The organism is Brachyspira aalborgi, assembly GCF_008016455.1.
Taxonomy (GTDB): Bacteria; Spirochaetota; Brachyspiria; order Brachyspirales; family Brachyspiraceae; genus Brachyspira; species Brachyspira aalborgi.
In genome coordinates, this window is the sequence record NZ_SAXU01000001.1 from 1,109,757 (window position 1) to 1,126,978 (window position 17,222).

Annotated in this window: 20 protein-coding genes; 11 read left to right on the forward strand and 9 right to left on the reverse strand. The window is 27.1% G+C overall.

Going from position 1 to position 17,222, the window contains the following annotated elements:
- Positions 1–43: 43 nt before the first annotated feature.
- Both EPJ79_RS04945 and EPJ79_RS11985 read right to left on the reverse strand, forming a co-directional pair.
- Positions 44–1,255: a PH domain-containing protein gene (locus EPJ79_RS04945; protein WP_147738661.1), complete on the reverse strand. Its 1,212-nt coding sequence runs from the start codon at positions 1,253–1,255 to the stop codon at positions 44–46.
- A gap of 75 nt (positions 1,256–1,330) precedes the next feature.
- Positions 1,331–1,582 (reverse strand): hypothetical protein, encoded by a 252-nt coding sequence (locus EPJ79_RS11985; protein WP_167497316.1) that lies wholly within the window; start codon positions 1,580–1,582, stop codon positions 1,331–1,333.
- Positions 1,583–2,100: 518 nt separating this feature from the next.
- Between EPJ79_RS11985 and EPJ79_RS04955 the strand changes: the two genes are divergently transcribed.
- From EPJ79_RS04955 to EPJ79_RS04970, 4 genes are read left to right on the forward strand one after another with little or no spacing between them, the layout of a single operon-like run.
- Positions 2,101–2,919, forward strand: coding sequence for a Fic family protein (locus tag EPJ79_RS04955; protein WP_147738662.1), 819 nt, complete (start codon positions 2,101–2,103; stop codon positions 2,917–2,919).
- A 43-nt stretch (positions 2,920–2,962) separates the two neighbouring features.
- The gene (locus EPJ79_RS04960; protein ID WP_147545690.1) at positions 2,963–3,595 is read left to right on the forward strand and encodes a Vat family streptogramin A O-acetyltransferase; all 633 of its coding nucleotides are present in this window, start codon (positions 2,963–2,965) and stop codon (positions 3,593–3,595) included.
- Positions 3,596–3,622: 27 nt separating this feature from the next.
- Positions 3,623–3,844, forward strand: a complete 222-nt coding sequence (locus tag EPJ79_RS04965) for a hypothetical protein (RefSeq protein WP_147545687.1) — start codon at positions 3,623–3,625, stop codon at positions 3,842–3,844.
- A 19-nt stretch (positions 3,845–3,863) separates the two neighbouring features.
- Positions 3,864–4,256 carry a cytidine deaminase family protein gene (locus tag EPJ79_RS04970; protein WP_147738663.1) on the forward strand — a complete coding sequence of 131 codons (393 nt, stop codon included), beginning with the start codon at positions 3,864–3,866 and terminating at the stop codon, positions 4,254–4,256.
- Positions 4,257–4,378: 122 nt separating this feature from the next.
- Here EPJ79_RS04970 and htpG read toward each other — a convergent pair whose 3' ends face one another.
- Positions 4,379–6,292 carry a molecular chaperone HtpG gene (gene htpG / locus EPJ79_RS04975; RefSeq protein WP_147738664.1) on the reverse strand — a complete coding sequence of 638 codons (1,914 nt, stop codon included), beginning with the start codon at positions 6,290–6,292 and terminating at the stop codon, positions 4,379–4,381.
- A gap of 125 nt (positions 6,293–6,417) precedes the next feature.
- On the reverse strand, positions 6,418–7,194 hold the full coding sequence (locus tag EPJ79_RS04980) for a DUF1848 domain-containing protein (RefSeq protein ID WP_147738665.1): 777 nt from the start codon (positions 7,192–7,194) through the stop codon (positions 6,418–6,420).
- A gap of 85 nt (positions 7,195–7,279) precedes the next feature.
- Here EPJ79_RS04980 and EPJ79_RS04985 point away from each other — a divergent pair, with 85 nt between their 5' ends.
- The gene (locus tag EPJ79_RS04985; RefSeq protein WP_021957646.1) at positions 7,280–7,696 is read left to right on the forward strand and encodes a secondary thiamine-phosphate synthase enzyme YjbQ; all 417 of its coding nucleotides are present in this window, start codon (positions 7,280–7,282) and stop codon (positions 7,694–7,696) included.
- A gap of 45 nt (positions 7,697–7,741) precedes the next feature.
- Here EPJ79_RS04985 and EPJ79_RS04990 read toward each other — a convergent pair whose 3' ends face one another.
- Complete coding sequence (locus EPJ79_RS04990; RefSeq protein WP_147738666.1) at positions 7,742–9,133, reverse strand: cation:dicarboxylate symporter family transporter; 1,392 nt, start codon at positions 9,131–9,133, stop codon at positions 7,742–7,744.
- A 44-nt stretch (positions 9,134–9,177) separates the two neighbouring features.
- Positions 9,178–9,924 carry a 2,3-diphosphoglycerate-dependent phosphoglycerate mutase gene (gene gpmA / locus EPJ79_RS04995; protein ID WP_021957644.1) on the reverse strand — a complete coding sequence of 249 codons (747 nt, stop codon included), beginning with the start codon at positions 9,922–9,924 and terminating at the stop codon, positions 9,178–9,180.
- A gap of 159 nt (positions 9,925–10,083) precedes the next feature.
- On the opposite strand from gpmA, the gene smpB reads away from it, so the two are divergent.
- The 4 genes from smpB (at position 10,084) to EPJ79_RS05015 (ending at position 13,089) form a co-directional block, all read left to right on the forward strand.
- On the forward strand, positions 10,084–10,563 hold the full coding sequence (smpB, locus tag EPJ79_RS05000; RefSeq protein ID WP_147717812.1) for an SsrA-binding protein SmpB: 480 nt from the start codon (positions 10,084–10,086) through the stop codon (positions 10,561–10,563).
- Between the two features lie 580 nt (positions 10,564–11,143).
- The gene (locus tag EPJ79_RS05005; RefSeq protein ID WP_147738667.1) at positions 11,144–11,650 is read left to right on the forward strand and encodes a hypothetical protein; all 507 of its coding nucleotides are present in this window, start codon (positions 11,144–11,146) and stop codon (positions 11,648–11,650) included.
- A gap of 286 nt (positions 11,651–11,936) precedes the next feature.
- Complete coding sequence (locus tag EPJ79_RS05010) at positions 11,937–12,809, forward strand: glycine--tRNA ligase subunit alpha (RefSeq protein WP_147738668.1); 873 nt, start codon at positions 11,937–11,939, stop codon at positions 12,807–12,809.
- 19 nt (positions 12,810–12,828) lie between these two features.
- Positions 12,829–13,089, forward strand: a complete 261-nt coding sequence (locus EPJ79_RS05015) for a PTS transporter subunit EIIB (protein WP_147528106.1) — start codon at positions 12,829–12,831, stop codon at positions 13,087–13,089.
- 15 nt (positions 13,090–13,104) lie between these two features.
- On the opposite strand, the gene EPJ79_RS05020 is transcribed toward EPJ79_RS05015, so the two are convergent.
- The 3 genes from EPJ79_RS05020 to EPJ79_RS05030 are packed head-to-tail and all read right to left on the reverse strand — an operon-like array spanning position 13,105 to position 16,112.
- Entirely contained in the window at positions 13,105–14,373 is a 1,269-nt protein-coding gene (locus EPJ79_RS05020; protein WP_244289071.1) for a DUF4384 domain-containing protein, read from the reverse strand.
- Positions 14,374–14,381: 8 nt separating this feature from the next.
- Positions 14,382–15,305, reverse strand: a complete 924-nt coding sequence (locus EPJ79_RS05025) for a ParB/RepB/Spo0J family partition protein (RefSeq protein WP_147528718.1) — start codon at positions 15,303–15,305, stop codon at positions 14,382–14,384.
- Positions 15,306–15,329: 24 nt separating this feature from the next.
- Positions 15,330–16,112, reverse strand: a complete 783-nt coding sequence (locus EPJ79_RS05030; protein WP_021959694.1) for a ParA family protein — start codon at positions 16,110–16,112, stop codon at positions 15,330–15,332.
- Positions 16,113–16,314: 202 nt separating this feature from the next.
- Between EPJ79_RS05030 and EPJ79_RS05035 the strand changes: the two genes are divergently transcribed.
- Together EPJ79_RS05035 and EPJ79_RS05040 are read left to right on the forward strand one after the other, a co-directional pair.
- A complete protein-coding gene (locus EPJ79_RS05035) occupies positions 16,315–16,680 on the forward strand; it encodes a heavy-metal-associated domain-containing protein (protein ID WP_147738669.1) in 366 nt (121 codons plus the stop codon).
- A gap of 59 nt (positions 16,681–16,739) precedes the next feature.
- Complete coding sequence (locus EPJ79_RS05040; protein ID WP_147717816.1) at positions 16,740–17,159, forward strand: PepSY-like domain-containing protein; 420 nt, start codon at positions 16,740–16,742, stop codon at positions 17,157–17,159.
- Positions 17,160–17,222 lie beyond the last annotated feature (63 nt).

Sequence of the window (17,222 nt, forward strand, 5' to 3'; positions counted from 1 at the left end):
AAAATTTTTTATGCATTTTTTACTCCTTAATAAAAATTTAAATTTATAAATATTCTTTAGTTTTTTCAATACAAAACATTGCTTTATAAGCATCCATTTCATCATCTACTTCTAAAAGAATGTCATCTTCTGTATTTGTTTTACTAATTCTTAATTTTAATAAATAATTGAAATCATGGAACTTTTTATATATTTCTAATATATCGGTAAGAGGCGCTAATACCATTATAGGATTTGTTTTTTGGTATGATTTTATCCATAATTTTTTATTAGTTATATATAATGTTCCTCTATACATTTCTCTAAATCTTCTATGTTCTTTATTGTCATAATATTCTGTAAGTCTTCTTATATCATCTATAATCAAAAAACAACCTTCGTCTTCTCCAAAAATATGGTCTAAATCGGTTTCTACAAAATATTTATTTTCTACATAGCCTACAATTTCATTATAAATTTCATCCACTTTTTCTTCTTCTGCACGTCTTCTTTCTTCATCATTTTCTATACGCTCTCTATTAATATCAAAATATCTAATTTTTTCTTCTAAAATTTTTCTTAATACATTATCTTTTTCCGCCCATTTTTCAATTCCATTTTTTAGAAATAAGATTTTATCGTCTATTCCATCGATTTTATTTAAATGAACTTCTATTACATTAGTATATAAAACTTTTATTTTTTCTCTATCTTTTCTTGACAATTTGCCAAATTCGTTTTGTAAATATAAAATTTCATCATCTATTCCTTCAATTTTTGCTAAATTATATTTAATTAAATTCATATATAAAAAATTTGTTTTTTCTCTATCTTTTCCTGATAATTTTGAAATTTCATTTTGTAAATATAAAATTTTGTCGTCTATTCCATCGATTTTATAAAAAATTAGATTAAATTTTCTTTCAAAATTAATCATTTTAATTTTTTTAATAGTTTTTATAAAATATAAAATAGATAATATAATGGTAATAAGACATATTGTTAATAAAAATATGCCAAATTCTTTCATATCTTCATCGCTATGTTTTAATAATGAGAAAGCTTCATAAGTTATTGGTAAAACTATTGAATATGTAATAAGCACAAAAGCAAATTTCTTCTCATAAGTGTCTTTTCTACGAAGTATAATTCTAAGAAATGTTAAATCAATTATAGCAAAAAGTATCATTTTAAATTCTGACTTCATACCAGATATTGCCCCTATATAAATTAACAAAGCGGCATATATTATTGACATTTTAGTAAATCCACGCATTTTAATTCTCCTTTTTTATTTATTAAAGTAGGTAAAAATTATTAATTTCTACCTACCGCATCCATTCAACTTTACTTATAAAGCTGGGGCATGTTTGCCTTTACTCGGTCCATCTGGATGTCTTGAGCAACTGCTGGCAGTTAAATTCCTCAAATCTGAGTATTTCTGTCCGCAATATTTGCAAATATATTGAGATTTCTCTCCTCCCTCGTAAAGCTTGTGTTTTCCCTTACTCGGTCCATCTGGATGTCTTGAGCAACTGTTAGCAGTCAAATTCCTAACATCGGAATATTTTTGCCCACAGTATTCGCAATAATAATTTGCCATTTTTTGTCTCCTTTTAATTTAAATTTTTTATTATATTATAACATATAACTAGTATCATACAGTGATACTTGTTTTTATTTTTCCCAAAAATATTTTGTATATAAAAATATGAATAAAAACATTTAATTGAATAAACGATTTTATTAAATATGAACTCAAAATAAATATAATAGTTTTTATAATTAATAAGTAAACATAAAATTTTAAAATGATGCTGAGCTGAGCTGAGCTGAGCTGCAGAATTTATTATTTTTTAGTATTTCATTTTTCTTTAACATAGTTAAAATTATACAATATCTTAAAAATAAGTCAAGCGTTTTATATAATTTATAATATTTTTATTCGCTTTAACGATTGTAATTATAATATTTTTAAAAATAAATTTCAACCGTTTTTATTGACTAATTAAGGTTTATAATTAATATATAAAGTCAAATTATTTATTCCGATAACGGCAAAAAAATTAATAAAATGCATTCTTTATTGATATTTTGCCGATAAAATATATAATAATTTATATGAATTATTTATTAGTATCTCAAATATCAAAAAAATGGAATATACCAGAAGACGCTAAAAAACCAAATCGTATAAATAAAAAATATTCTAAACCAAAAACATTGCTTGAAATACTTCAATTTGAAAAGAAAAATAAAATCGCAGGCGGAATATATCATAAAATTCAAATAGATTTAACATTTAATTCAAATCATATTGAAGGCAGTAAATTAACTATAGAGCAGACAAGATATATTTTTGAAACAAATACCATAGAAATTGGAAATCAAATATTAAACTCTGACGATATAATCGAAACGGCTAATCATTTTAAATGTATAGATGTAATAATAGAATCTGCCAAAAAAACTATATCGGAACAATTTATAAAAGAATTGCATAAAATATTAAAAAGCGGAACAAGTAGCGATAGACTTGATTGGTTTAAAGTAGGAGATTATAAAAAACTTCCAAACGAGGTTGGAGGCAAGGAAACTACAAAACCTAAAATTGTGGCGAAAGAAATAAAAAAACTTATCGATTGGTATAATTCGCTTTCGTTAATAACATTTGACGATATTTTAAATTTTCATTATAAATTTGAAATGATTCATCCTTTTCAAGACGGAAACGGACGCGTTGGAAGATTAATTATGTTTAAAGAATGTTTAAAACATAATATAGTTCCTTTCATTATAGACGATAATTTGAAACTATTTTATTATCGCGGTTTAAATGAATGGAAAAATGAGAAAGGTTATTTAAGAGATACATGTTTAACGGCTCAAGATAAATTTAAAACTTGGCTTGATTATTTTCAAATACCTTACAAGAATTAAAAATATTATAGATTAAAAAATTAAAATTTAGCGAGGTTATGATATGGGACCTAATCCGAATGAAATTTTTCCTAATCCGAAAATACCGAGTTTATGCTTTATCAAAAATGTTATTAAAAATCCAAATATAATTGTCGGAGAATATACTTATTATGACGACATTAACGGAGCGGAGAATTTTGAAAGTCATGTGACGCATCATTATGATTTTATAGGAGACAAACTTATCATAGGAAAATTTTGCGCTATTGCAAAAGGAATTGAATTTATAATGAATGGAGCAAATCATAGAATTAACGCAATTACCACATATCCTTTTAATATTATGGAAAACGGTTGGGAAAAAAGCGCGCCTTCTTTATCTGATTTAAAATTAAAAGGAGACACTATTATAGGCAACGATGTTTGGATAGGGCAAAATGTCACCGTCCTGCCCGCAGTTCATATAGGAGACGGTGCGATAATCGGAGCAAATTCAGTTGTGGCAAAAGATATTCCGCCTTATTCCGTTGCCGTTGGTAATCCTTGCGAAGTTAAAAGAAAAAGATTTGACGAAGATTTAATTGAATATTTGCTTAAAATTAAATGGTGGGATTGGAGCGCTGAAAAGATTTTTAAGAATATGGAAGCTTTATGCAGCGGAGATTTATCAAAAATTAAAAATATTATAGATTAACAAATTAAAATTTATCAAGGAAAAATAATGAGTAAATACGGACATTTATGGATGTATATTGATTTAATTTTTAAACAAACGAATAAAGAAAAAATTGAATTATCTTTTAATCAAATAAAAGACGCTACAGGTTTTGATATTGACCATTCTTTTTTAACTTATAAAAAAGAGCTTTTAGATTACGGTTATAAAGTTGAAAAAATAAAATTGAAAGATAAAATAATTATATTTTCAAAGTATAGATATTAATTTGTAAAGGAAAATTATTATGGATAATAAATGGGAAGAAATGTATATAGCCGCGAAAACCGTTCAAAATGAAAGAAAAATATCTAAATATGTAGAAGCGGGAACTGTCGCAGCTGCAATTCTATCGACAAAGAATAAAATATATACGGGAGTTTGTATAGATACATGCTCTACATTGGGAATATGCGCGGAAAGAAATGCGATTTTCAATATGATAACAAACGGAGAATATAAAATTAAAAGAGTTATTGCGATTATGCCAAACGAAGAAACGGGCGCGCCTTGTGGGGCTTGTCGAGAATTAATGGTTCAATTAATGCCTGACGATTATAAAGATATTGAAATTATGCTTGACTATAAAAATAAAAAAATTTTAAAGCTCGGAGAAATTACGCCAGAATGGTGGATATAAATAATAAGTAAATTATAAAATGAATTAGTTTATAATATTAATTAAAACTATGTAAAGTTTATATAAAAAAGGAGATGCAATTTTTAATATTGTATCTCCTTTAATTAATTATAAATCTATTTTTATAATTTAAGCATTAATTTACTCATTCTTGAAGCAAAAAGTTTTGTATCTTCCAAAGGCAGATTTTCAAGTATGCAAGCTTCATCGTATAAAAGCTCGCTATATTCTTTAAATAAATCCGATTTTTTATTTGTTTGATATTCTTTTTCCATAGCTTTAAAAACTTCATGCGAAGTATTTATTTCTAAAACTCGCTCCGCTTTCATGCCAAACATATTGTTTCCCGTTTCGGCAAGAACTTTAGCCATATTAAAACTAATCGAATCTTCTTTATTTACAAGACAAACCAAACTTTCTTTTAATCTGTCGCTTTCTCTAACATCCGCCACTTTATTATCGCCCAAAATTTCTTTAACGGCTTTAAGTATATCTTTCACTTCTTTATTTTCTTCTTTTGAAAAATCTTTATCCGTTTTTTCATTGTCGGCTTGAAGTATAGAATGAAGTTTTATTTCTTCATAATCTCTCATTATTCCAACCATAAACTCGTCAACTCTATCGGTAAAATAAAGAACTTCAAAACCTTTATCTTTCATGCCTTCCATGTGAGGAAGTTTTTCTATAGAGGCTTTATCTTTTCCCGCCGCATAATAAATAAATTCTTGTCCTTCTTTCATTCTCGCTTTATATTCCGCTAAAGTCGTATATTCGTTTTCCGACATTTCTGAAGATTGAAATAATAAAAGATTTGATAATTTTTCTTTTTTAGTGAAATCGCTATAAATTCCTATTTTTATCGACTCTCCAAATTCTTTAAAAAACTCTTCGTATTTTTTTCTGTCGTTTTTTAAAATATTTTCCAAAGTTTCCAAAATTTTCTTTTCGATATTTGAAGCGATTCTTTTTAATTGAGCCGTATGTTGTAAAATCTCTCTCGAAATATTAAGCGAAAAATCTTGAGAATCAACCAAGCCTCGAACAAATTTTAAATATTCGGGAATCAATTCTTTGCATTTATCCATTATAAAAACATTTTTTGAATATAATTCTAAACCTCTTTCAAAATTAGGATACAAAAAATTGAAAGGAGCTTTTGAAGGAATAAAAAGTAAAGCCGTATATTCCAAAGTTCCTTCCGCTTTAGTATGAATAATATCGAAAGGTTCGGCGTAATCATGAAAATGTTCTTTATAAAATTCGTTATATTCTTCTGTTTTGACATCGCTTTTATTTTTCTGCCAAATGCTAATCATTGAGTTTATAGTTTTCTCTTCGTATTGCTGAATCTCTTTTTCATCTTTTTTAGGAATCGGCATATCCATAATAATCGGATAATGAACATAATTTGAATATTTTTGAATCAATCTTTCTAAAGTATATCTATTTGAATAATCTTCTTCGTTTTCTTCATTTTCATTTTTAGGTTTTAATTTCAATATTATATTAGTTCCTCTATCCGCTTTATCAATATCTTCTATAGAATAAGAACCGTCTCCCGAGCTTTCCCATTTAACGCCTTTGTCGGATTCTACATTTTTAGTTTCTATTATAATATTATCCGCAACCATAAAAGCCGAATAAAAACCTACTCCAAATTGTCCGATTAAATCGATTCCGCTTTCTTTTTTATTTTCCGCTTCTTGTTTAATTTTCTCTAAAAAAGCTTTAGTTCCGCTTCTTGCGATAGAGCCAATATTTTGTATAACATCTTCTTTTGTCATACCAATTCCATTGTCTTTTATCGTTAGAATTCTATTTTGTTCGTCTATTTCTATTTTTATTCTCAAATTATCCATTCCCGTATATTTATCGCTTTTAGTTATGGATTCAAATCTCGCCTTATCCAAAGCGTCGCTCGCGTTTGAAATAAGTTCTCTTAAAAATATCTCTTTATGAGTATAAATAGAATGAACCATTAAATTTAAAATTTGTTTAGTTTCGGCTTCAAAATTAAGTATTTGTTTTTCTGCCATTTTTAACTCCTTATTATTTATATATTATAAAAAATAAAAGTTGAAATATAAAGCCTTAAATTAAGTAAAAGTTATAAAGTGAAAATATTATAATTTAAATTAAATAAAAAATCAATTCTTTTTATTTATTTATTTGCATAACAATATATGCATCCGTTTGGGCAAGTATTATAAGTTCCTATATCTACGCTTTTTATACAATTGCAAAGTTTTCTCTGCCCTTTATCTTTATTTTCTTTTATTTTATATCCTAAAATATTTTCTATTCTGTTTTTATCTATGCAAGAAGAATTTTCTATATTATCAAAACTCTGCGAACAGTTTTTTAATATTATATTATTTCTACTAGCGATTTCTTTTAAATCGTTAATTAAATTTTTACGCTCTTCGATATCGTTATTTATATCTTTAAATACATTTTTTATTTTTGAATATATTTGAACAAAACTAAATATGCATTCGTCCGTATAATTTTTAAGAGCGTTTGAAATATAAGAAAAATTTTTAATATGATAATTTGAATTAAATTCTTTATTTAAAATAATCGGGTCGTATCTCCAAACTATTTTATCTTTTTTGAATCTATCGCTTATATTAATAAATTTTTTTATTAATAATTCTTTATTTGGAATATTTTTTTCTATATTTTTATCATAAGCCGTGATAGTGAAATGAATATAAAATTTATATCCCATATTTCTAACTTCTTCCAAAAAATCTATATTCGGATTTTTGCTCCAAAAAACTATTATATCTACATTTTCTTTACTCAAATCTACTTTATAGAATTTATTTTTATTAAAAGGATTTTGAACTAAAACATATTTATCCTTTAATTTTTCTAAAAACCATTTGCAATGAGTCGATGGTATATCGGTTCTTCTGCTTGCGCTTATCATCATATTTTTAATTATAATGCAAATAATTTTTTTGACAATTTTTATTTGTTTTGTATAATTTAAGAATTATTTTATTTGGAGGAAATAAATGAAATCTTACAGAAAAGTATTGGATATTAATTATCCGAAAAGAAGAGGATATTTAAACATAACTCCCGAAGTTCAAAAATGTTTGGAAGAAAGCGGAATTAAGGAAGGATTAATTTTATGCAATGCAATGAATATAACTGCAAGCGTATTTATAAACGATGACGAAAGCGGATTACATAGCGATTTTGAAATTTGGCTTGAAAAATTAGCTCCCGAAAAACCGCATAGTCAATATAAACATAACGGATACGAAGATAACGCTGACGCTCACATGAAAAGACAAATTATGGGACGCGAGGTAGTCGTTGCAATTACGAATGGCAAACTTGATTTTGGAACTTGGGAACAAATTTTTTACGGAGAATATGACGGAAAAAGAAATAAAAGAGTTTTGATAAAAATTATAGGCGAATAAAAAAGGCAAGGATTTAATCCCTGCCTAAAAATAGTTTTCAATAATTTATATATTTTCAGAATAGGATGTATATTTAGCGTTAAATTTATCCATATCTACTTCTTTACAAATCTTTCCCGTAACCGCCGCAGTTATCATGCCGTCATTAACATTAAGCATAGTTCTTCCCATATCTATAATAGGCTCTATTCCCAAAAGAACGGCAACCAAACCTACGGGAAAATTCAAAGCGGAAAGCGTAATTAAAGCGGCGTTTGTAGCTCCTCCGCCGACTCCCGCTATTCCAAAACTTCCGATAGCTATTATTATTATAACCTTTATTAAAAAATAAGGCTCAAAAATATTTATTCCCAAAGTAGGCGCTATCATAGCGACAACCATAGCGGGATAAATTCCCGCGCATCCGTTTTGTCCTATTGTAACCGCTAGCGAAGCCGATAAATTTGATACTCCTTCGGAAATTCCCATTCCATTTGTTAAAGTAGAAGTAGTTAAAGGCAAAGTTCCCGCACTCGTTCTTGAAGAAAAAGCAAAAGTAAGAACTGCAAAAGCTTTTGAATAGTATTTAAAAGGATTATATCCGAATATTATAAGTATAATTGTATGAATTAAAAGCATAATAATTACAGCTACATAAGAAGCGATTAAAAACTGTCCTAATTGAGCGAAAGCATTTAAATCGCTTGAAGCCATAAATTTTGTCATAAGAGCCAATACGCCGAAAGGAGTTAATCTCATAACGAAAGAAACTATTTTCATTATAATATCATGTAAAGTTTGCATTATCTTAAAAAAGAAATCGAAAATTTCAGGTTTTTTATTTTTTAAGCCTAAAGCCGAAACTCCGATTAAAGCGGAAAAGAATACTACCGATAAAGTCGGCGAGCCTCCAAATCCCGCTAAAGACGAAAAGGGATTTGTAGGAATAATCTCTAATAATTGTTGAGGAATGGGCTTTGAATTAAAACTTTCAAGTCTGCCTTCGTAATTTGAAGCTCCTTGAGAAATATCGCCAACTAAAGATTGTAATTTTGAAGCGTCTAATCCAAAACCTTTTGAAACCAAAATTCCAACCAAAGCAGATATTGCGGTTGTTATCATTAATACCGCTATAATGCTGAAAGTCATTTTTTTCAAATTGCTTCCGCCTTTTATATTAATCAAAGCCATAGTTATAGAAACAAATATAAGAGGCATTACCAACATTTGCAAAAGCCTAACATATCCGTTGCCTACGATATTATACCAAATTATAGTTTTATTAATTATTTCTATATTTGATGCATATAAGGTTCTTAATAAAAAACCTAAAGCTAAACCCATAATTAACGCGCCTAATACTCTAAATGTAAAATCAATATGTTTCTTTTGCATTACATAAAGAATAGCCATTAATACTAAAAATATTATTATATTAATTAAAACATATAAACTCAAGTTAAAAACTCCTTTAATTAAAAAATATTTTAATTTAATTTTATTTATTTCTTTTTTCCTTGATTTGCCACAGCTTCCATAGCTTTTTTAACCGCTTCAGGGTCGCCTAAATATTGTTTATTAATCGCCTTAAAATTATCGTCAAGCTCATAAACTAAAGGCATTCCCGTTGGTATATTTAATTCTGTAATATCCGCATCCGAAATATTATCAAGATATTTTACTAAAGCTCTTAAACTATTGCCATGCGCCGCTATTATTATTTTTTTGCCCGCTTTAATATCGGGCAGAATAATATTTTCCCAATAAGGCACTACTCTTGCAACCGTATCTTTCAAACATTCGGTTAATGGAAGTTCTTTTTCGGTTAAACTTTTATATCTTGCGTCATGTCCTGGAAATCTTTCGTCAGTTTTTTCCAAAGCTGGAGGCGGGGTGTCATAACTTCTTCGCCAAACTTTAACCTGCTCTTCTCCATATTTTTCAGCCGTTTGAGATTTGTTTAATCCTTGCAAAGCTCCGTAATGCCTTTCATTTAACTGCCAAGCCTTTTCGACTGGTATCCATAAAAGTCCCATCTCTTCCAAAACTAAATTTAAAGTTTTTATCGCTCTTGTGAGAGTGGAAGTGTAGGCTTTATCGAAAGTAAATCCCGCTTTTTTTAATTCTTTACCGCCATTTTTAGCTTCTTCAATTCCTTTTTCAGATAGAGTAACATCAGCCCAACCCGTAAAAAGATTTTCCTTATTCCAAACGCTTTCTCCATGACGAATTAAAACTACTTTTGTCATTAAAAACTCCTATTTAATTATTTTTAAATTATTGCAATTATTATACATTAAATATAAAAAATAATAAAGAACAATTTTATAAAATATTTAATAAATAGAAAAAGTTGACAAATATTTTTTATTTAAGTATAATTTGAAATTGATATTTAGGAATAGATTATGTCTAAAAAAAATAAAAAAGAAAAAAATAATATTTCTTCTGGCGAGATAGTTAAAAATAAAAAAGCGCTTTTTAATTATGAGATTATAGAAAAATACGAATCTGGAATAGTTTTGCTTGGAACGGAAGTCAAATCTTTAAGAGAGCGAGCCGTAAATATGTCCGATAGCTACGCTTCGTTTAAAAAAGGCGAGCTTTTTATAGTTAATATGCATATATCTCAATATCATTTTGGAAATAGAAATAATCATGAGCCTTTGCGAGAGCGAAAACTTTTAATGAAAAAAAGAGAATTAAAGCGTTTATTCGGAAAAGTTAAAGAACAAGGACTTACTTTAATTCCAATAAGTTTATATTTTAGCAAAGGAAAAATTAAAGTTGAAATAGCTTTAGCGAAAGGCAAAAAACTTCATGACAAACGAGAAACTCTAAAAAGAAAAACTTTAGACAGAGAAATGGAAAGATATATCAAAAGATAATTTTTAAAATTAAAATAAACGCTTGATATATTTTTAAAAAGATTGTATAATTATAATTAATAAATATTTAAATTATTTTGTTGACAAAAATTTTAAATGTTTTATAATATTATTTAATTAATTAAAATAAATAGTTGACAAATTTTTTAAATATTTTATAATATTGTTAAATTAAATTAATCAATATTGAAAAAATTTAAAATAAACTATTGACTAATTTTTTTTAATGTTGTATAATTTAATTGATAAAAATATTTGCCGAGAAATCGGTGAGGAAAGTTTGATATGAAAATTACGATAAATAACAATACTGTAAATTTGTTAAGCAAAGCAAAGCAAAGCAAAGCAAAGCAAAGCAAAGCAAAGCAAAGCAAAGCAAAGCCATAATTGTCTTTTAAATAATAATTTTAAATTTTATATATTTCAATTTTTAAAGGCATTTAAATTTTTAAGTGTCTCAATTTTGTTGCATAATTTAGTTAAAATCTTTTTAACTTTAATCAATTTCGATAGCTTATCAAGGAAAATTAAAAATCCTTGTTTAGTTATAAAAAAATTTTATTCAAAAGGAGTGTGCAAAATGAAACACACAAAAAACATTCTTAAATCTTTATTAATAACGGTAATGGCTTTATCGTTATTGGCGGTTAGCTGTAGCAAGGACGAAGGCGGAAGCAAACCTACTAGCCCACAAACCGTAGTAGTTGATGCAGCGACAATGACAAGTGAATTATTGTCAATATTTACTTCAACTGTAGATGTACAAAATTCTAATCTTTTTGAATTAGATAGCGCTGTTACACCTCAACAAGGTAATGTGACTGTAAAAGCAGTAGCTAATAAACAAATTACAGATATAAAAGACCCATTGAAAAAATCAATTGATGAAGTAGCAAGCAAGAATGCTAGTGTAATTAAATTGACTAGCGATGATACTAAACTTGATGCTAATAAAAAATTAACTCTAACAATGGAGCCAGCAAATGCTAATGTAAAATTCGCTTCAGATGTAACTGATGGTCAAATATATACTTATGATGCTTCTACAGGAAAAGCTACATTAGTAGTAACAATAACCATACAATAATTCTATTTTAGAATTTTATTTAAGCTAACTAAAAAACAATAAAGATTTAAGCCAAAACCTCTATGTTCAAAAGAGCATAGGGGTTTTATTTTTTAATATGTCGTTGTAAACGAAGTAAATCAATCCGCTTTTAATAAAATTCATATATTTAATAAAACCAAATTTTTAAAGTTAACTTTATTAAATGTTGTGAAATAAAATATACTTGATATAATATTTTTTTATTGTATCATATAAACATTAAAATTTATTAGAAATTTTATGATTAAAAATTTATGGAGAAATTATGACATTTACCGATTTAATAATGAATTTAAATAAATTTTGGAGCGATAACGGTTGCATAATTCAGCAAGGCTATGATTTGGAAGTTGGAGCTGGAACTTTTAATCCCGCTACGGCTTTAAGGGCTTTGGGACCAGAGCCTTTCAATGTCGCTTATGTAGAGCCTTCAAGGAGACCGACTGACGGAAGATACGGAGAAAATCCGAATAGACTTCAACATTATTATCAATATCAGGTTATAATGAAACCTTCGCCCGATAATATTCAAGATTTATATATTGAAAGTTTGGGAGCTTTGGGAATAAATTTTAAAGACCATGATATTCGCTTTGTTCATGACGATTGGGAATCTCCGACACTTGGCGCTTGGGGATTGGGTTGGGAAGTTTGGCTTGACGGAATGGAAATAACTCAATTCACATATTTTCAAGCGGTTGGCGGAATAAACTTAAAACCTATAACGGGCGAGATTACCTACGGACTTGAAAGAATATGCATGTATTTGCAAAATGTAGATAATGTTTACGATTTAGAATGGGGACATGGAATAAAATACGGCGATGTTCATTTGCAAGGCGAAAAAGAATTTTCTAAATATAATTTTGAAATTGCAGATATCGACATGTATTTTAGACATTTCAAAGAATACGAAGAAGAATGCGATAAATGTCTTGCAAACGGATGCGTTCTTCCAGCTTACGATATGGTTATGAAAAGTTCGCATGTTTTTAATATGCTTGATGCAAGAAACGCAATTAGCGTAACGGAAAGAGCGGGCTATATAGCAAGAGTTAGAGAGCTTATGAAAAAAGTTTCTTCGGCTTATATTTCTTCAAGAGAGGCTATGAATTATCCTCTTATAAAAAATAAATAAAATTTAAGGATTATAAATTATGGAATTAAATTATAAAGAATTAGCTACAAAAATAATTGAATTGGTAGGAAAGGAAAATATATCTTCCGTATCTCATTGCGCGACAAGATTAAGATTAATTGTCAAAGATAAAAATAAAGTTAATGTTTCTGAAATTGAAAAATTAGAAAAAGTTAATGGAATATTTTTTGATGCTGGACAATATCAAATAATACTTGGCGAAAAAATAACGAAATATATTTTTAATGAAATTTCAAATATGGGATATACGATTATATAATTAGTTTTTTATTATTTATCTTTTCATTTTTGAAAATACATTTAAATATATTTTAGACATTTGCCATTCATATTTTAATTTTAATTTATTTTTTAATTTGAATGCAAAATCCGCGGTTTTATTTTTAGGACAAATCTTAAAACCGTCTCCGTTAAAATATCGCGCTGTAATCCAACCTTGTTTTCTTTTAGTATAAATAGCGTAAAAACTATCAATATTTTTTATTTTTAATTTTTCTTCTTCGATATTTATGGGACTTACAATTATGCTAAATTTTGAATTTTCTGGCGGTATAGAATAATTTTTATTCGCTTCAATTTCGTCTTTTTGAACATTATTATTATTTATAAAATTATTAAAATCGTTTGGATGCATTAAAATCATATTGCCGTTATTTTGTAATGCAAATATATATAAATATCCGTTTTTATTAGGATTAAATTTAAGGTTTATAAAATCTCCTTCGGTAACATTGCCGTTATAATATATTGAATTAGTTCTATTGCCTGAAGATATTTTTTCTATAGTAAAATTAATGTTGATATCGTTTTTTTTAGGCTCAACCGAATCAAATACTAACTTTGCAAAATATGCTTCCAAATAATCGGATATATTTTGAATAGTTGTCATAGCTTGATTTGAAGAGACTAATTTATATTCTTTTAAAATATCGTTTCTTTCAATATCGATAACATTAAAATTATATTTAAGCTCAAATCTTTCTTCTTCATTTTCATTATTATTATTATATCTTTTTTCGTTTCTTAAATTATTGCTTAAATTCGTATTGTTATTATTAGTAAAAAAAAGATTATTTAAAATAGTATCTTCTACTATTTTATAATTTTCAAATATTTGATTAAAAGCGTCTTTCAAATTATTGCTAAATCCAAAATTAGTTCCCGCTTGATTGCTATCTTCAATTTTATTTGTAGCCGTATTATTTGTTATTAATATTCTTTCGCTTTTAATGATTATTGCAATTCTAACATTTAAATTAGAGGCGACAGTTAAACCGTTTTTTAAATTTAATTGATTCGTTCCAAATAAATATTTTTTTTCTCTATCAACGGATATTGTCATTTTTTGTTTTAAGTAATGATATCTGTTTATAGTTCTAACGATTTCTTTTCTTAAAGGTTTATTTTCCTTAAAATGATTATCCAAATCTATAGTGGCGACTTTTAATTTTTTTTCTTTAAATTTTTCTTGAGGATATAAAGATAAATATAATACAAATAATAAAATTATATATTTTAAAATATTAGAAATTTTAAATTTCAAAATATCTCCTAATATTCAAGTTTTGGTTTTATCGAATTATTCTCTAAATTAATATTATCGAGAATATCCATTATTCTTGATAAATCGTCAGCGCTATAATATTCTATAACGATTTTACCTTCTTTGCCATTTTTATCTATAACATTAACTTTAGTCGAAAATATTTTTTCTAAATCGTTTTCAAGTTTTTTTATATTTGGGTCCTTTTTACGCGTTTCTTTTTCGTTAGAGATTGATTCTTTTTTTTCTTTCATTTCTTTTACTATTCTTTCGCATTCTCTAACCGAATAATTTTTTTCAATTATAAGTTTTGCAAAACTCTCTCTCTCTCTTTCGTTTTGTAAAGATAAAATAGCTCTTGCATGTCCTTCGGTAATTTTTCCTTCTAAAATTAAATTCTGTATATTTTCGCTTAAATCTAATATTCTCATAGAATTTGAAACCGCGCTTCTGCTTTTTCCTACTCTTTTTGCAAGCTCTTCTTGTTTGATATTTAAATCGTATATTAATTTTTTAAAACTTCTTGCAATTTCTATCGGGTTTAAATCCGCTCTCTGAATATTTTCAACTAATGTAAGCTCAAGCATTTTTGAATCGGCAATATTTTTAAGCACTAAAGCTGGAACTTTATTTCTTTCTAAAAATTTAAATGCTCTAAATCTTCTCTCCCCCGAAATTATCTGATATTTTCCGTCTTTCTCTCTTAATGTTATAGGATTTATAAGTCCGTTTTCTTTTATCGATTCCGCTAATCCTTTTATTTCCGATTCGTCAAAAATTTTTCTCGGTTGGTCGGGATTCATATCTATAAGTTTAATATCTATTTCAAGAACGCCGTTTTTTTCCGCTTCTTCAACCGCTTTCTTTATATCTCTGTCTCCCGAATTTATAAGGGCTTTCATACCCTTTCCTAATCCTCCTTTTTTGCTCATATAATAATTCTCCGAAATTAATTTTTATATTTTAATTTTCTCTTTTTTAGATTTTTCTATAAACTCTCTTGCAAACTCTTTATAACTTCTAGCTCCTATACATTCTTTATCGTAGTCTCCGATAGCCTTACTATATGAAGGCGCTTCGCTTAAACGGACATTTCTTGGAATCATGGTTTTATAAGTTTTCTCTTTAAAAAAATTAACAACTTCTCTTACAACCTCCGAACTTAATTTTGTTCTTCCGTCATACATAGTTAAAAGAACTCCCTCTATAAATAAATTTGGATTTAAATTTTCTTTTACAAGCGATATTGTATTATTAAGCTCTACTACTCCATCCAAAGCGTAAAATTCGCATTGTATCGGAATAAGAACGGAATCTGCAGCGGTTAATGCGTTTAATGTAAGTATTCCTAAAGTAGGCGGACAATCTATTAATATATATTCATAATTGTTTTTAATCGATTCTATAGCTTTTTTTAATTTAAACTCTCTTCCTATTTCGCTTACAAGTTCTATTTGAGCGCCAACCAAATCGGAATCTGAAGGAATAATATATAAATTTTCTTTATAAGTTTTTATTATAACTTCATTTACTTTAGCGTTTCCTATAAGCAAATCGTATATTCCTTTATTGGTTTTATCTCTTGAAATTCCTATTCCCAAACAAGTATTTGCCTGCGGGTCAATGTCTATTAAAAGAGTTTTATATCCCATATCCGCTATAGCCGCGCTTAAATTAACTGCCGTAGTGGTTTTTCCGACTCCGCCCTTTTGATTTACTATAGCTATAATTTTAGACATAAATTATCCTTAATAATATATAAAAATAAAGTATAAAATAAATATTAACCTTGAAATTATTTTATTATATCAAAAGTTCGCATTTTATCAAGTTTTATTTTACATTATTTATATATCTGCAATATCTATATTGACAGAAAATTAAAAAATGTTATTATATTCTAACACTTTTAATAATATTTATTTAAGGATAAATTAGATTATGGATAAAATTATAATATTAATTTCGATAGGAATTATCGCCGTAATTTCGGTTATAAACTATATAAAAAGAATAAAATCGGGAAGCTGTTGCTCGGGCGAAGGAATTTTAAATTCCGAAAAAGTGAAAGTTAAAGACAAAAATAAAAGCCATTATCAATATAAAAAAGTTTTAAATATTGGAGGAATGACTTGTTCTCATTGCGCAAGAAATATAGAAAACAATCTTAATAAAATAAAAAATGTTTATGCAAAAGTCGATTTTGATAAAGAGGAAGCGATTATTTTAACGAAAGAAAAATTAGACAATAAAATATTTGAAGACGCTATAAAAGATTCGGGATATAGATATTATATAAAAAATTAAACGGGAACTTTTTTAAATATTATTCGTCTAAATTTAAAATAGAAAATAAGGATATTAAAATGAAAAATAAAATTATATTTATATTATTATTTATTTCGGCTGTAATATATTCCAAAACCGTAGTTCCGATTTCTTTAACCGCTTTGCCTAAAAACGCTCAAGAATTTATCGAGTGGGTTTATCCGCAAATTCCAGCGGAAGAAATAAAAATGGATAAAGGTATATATACGGTAAAACTTGTAAACAATGCTAAAATATCTTTTACTGCGGATGGAAATTGGATAAAAATAGACGGCTATTATAATTATGTTCCAGAAAAAGTATTGCCTGAAGCCGTGATAAATTCAATAAATTCTTTTTTGGCTAATTCAAAAATAGTCGATATAGAGAAAAAATCGGGCGCTTATAAAATAAGATTTTCCGACAGAAAAGTTATAAGAATAACCGAAAGCGGAAATATTATTTATCAAGGATTTTAAAATTTTAAATTTAAAATATTTTTTTTTAATATTCTTAATAAATAAAGAATTAAAGAATATTAT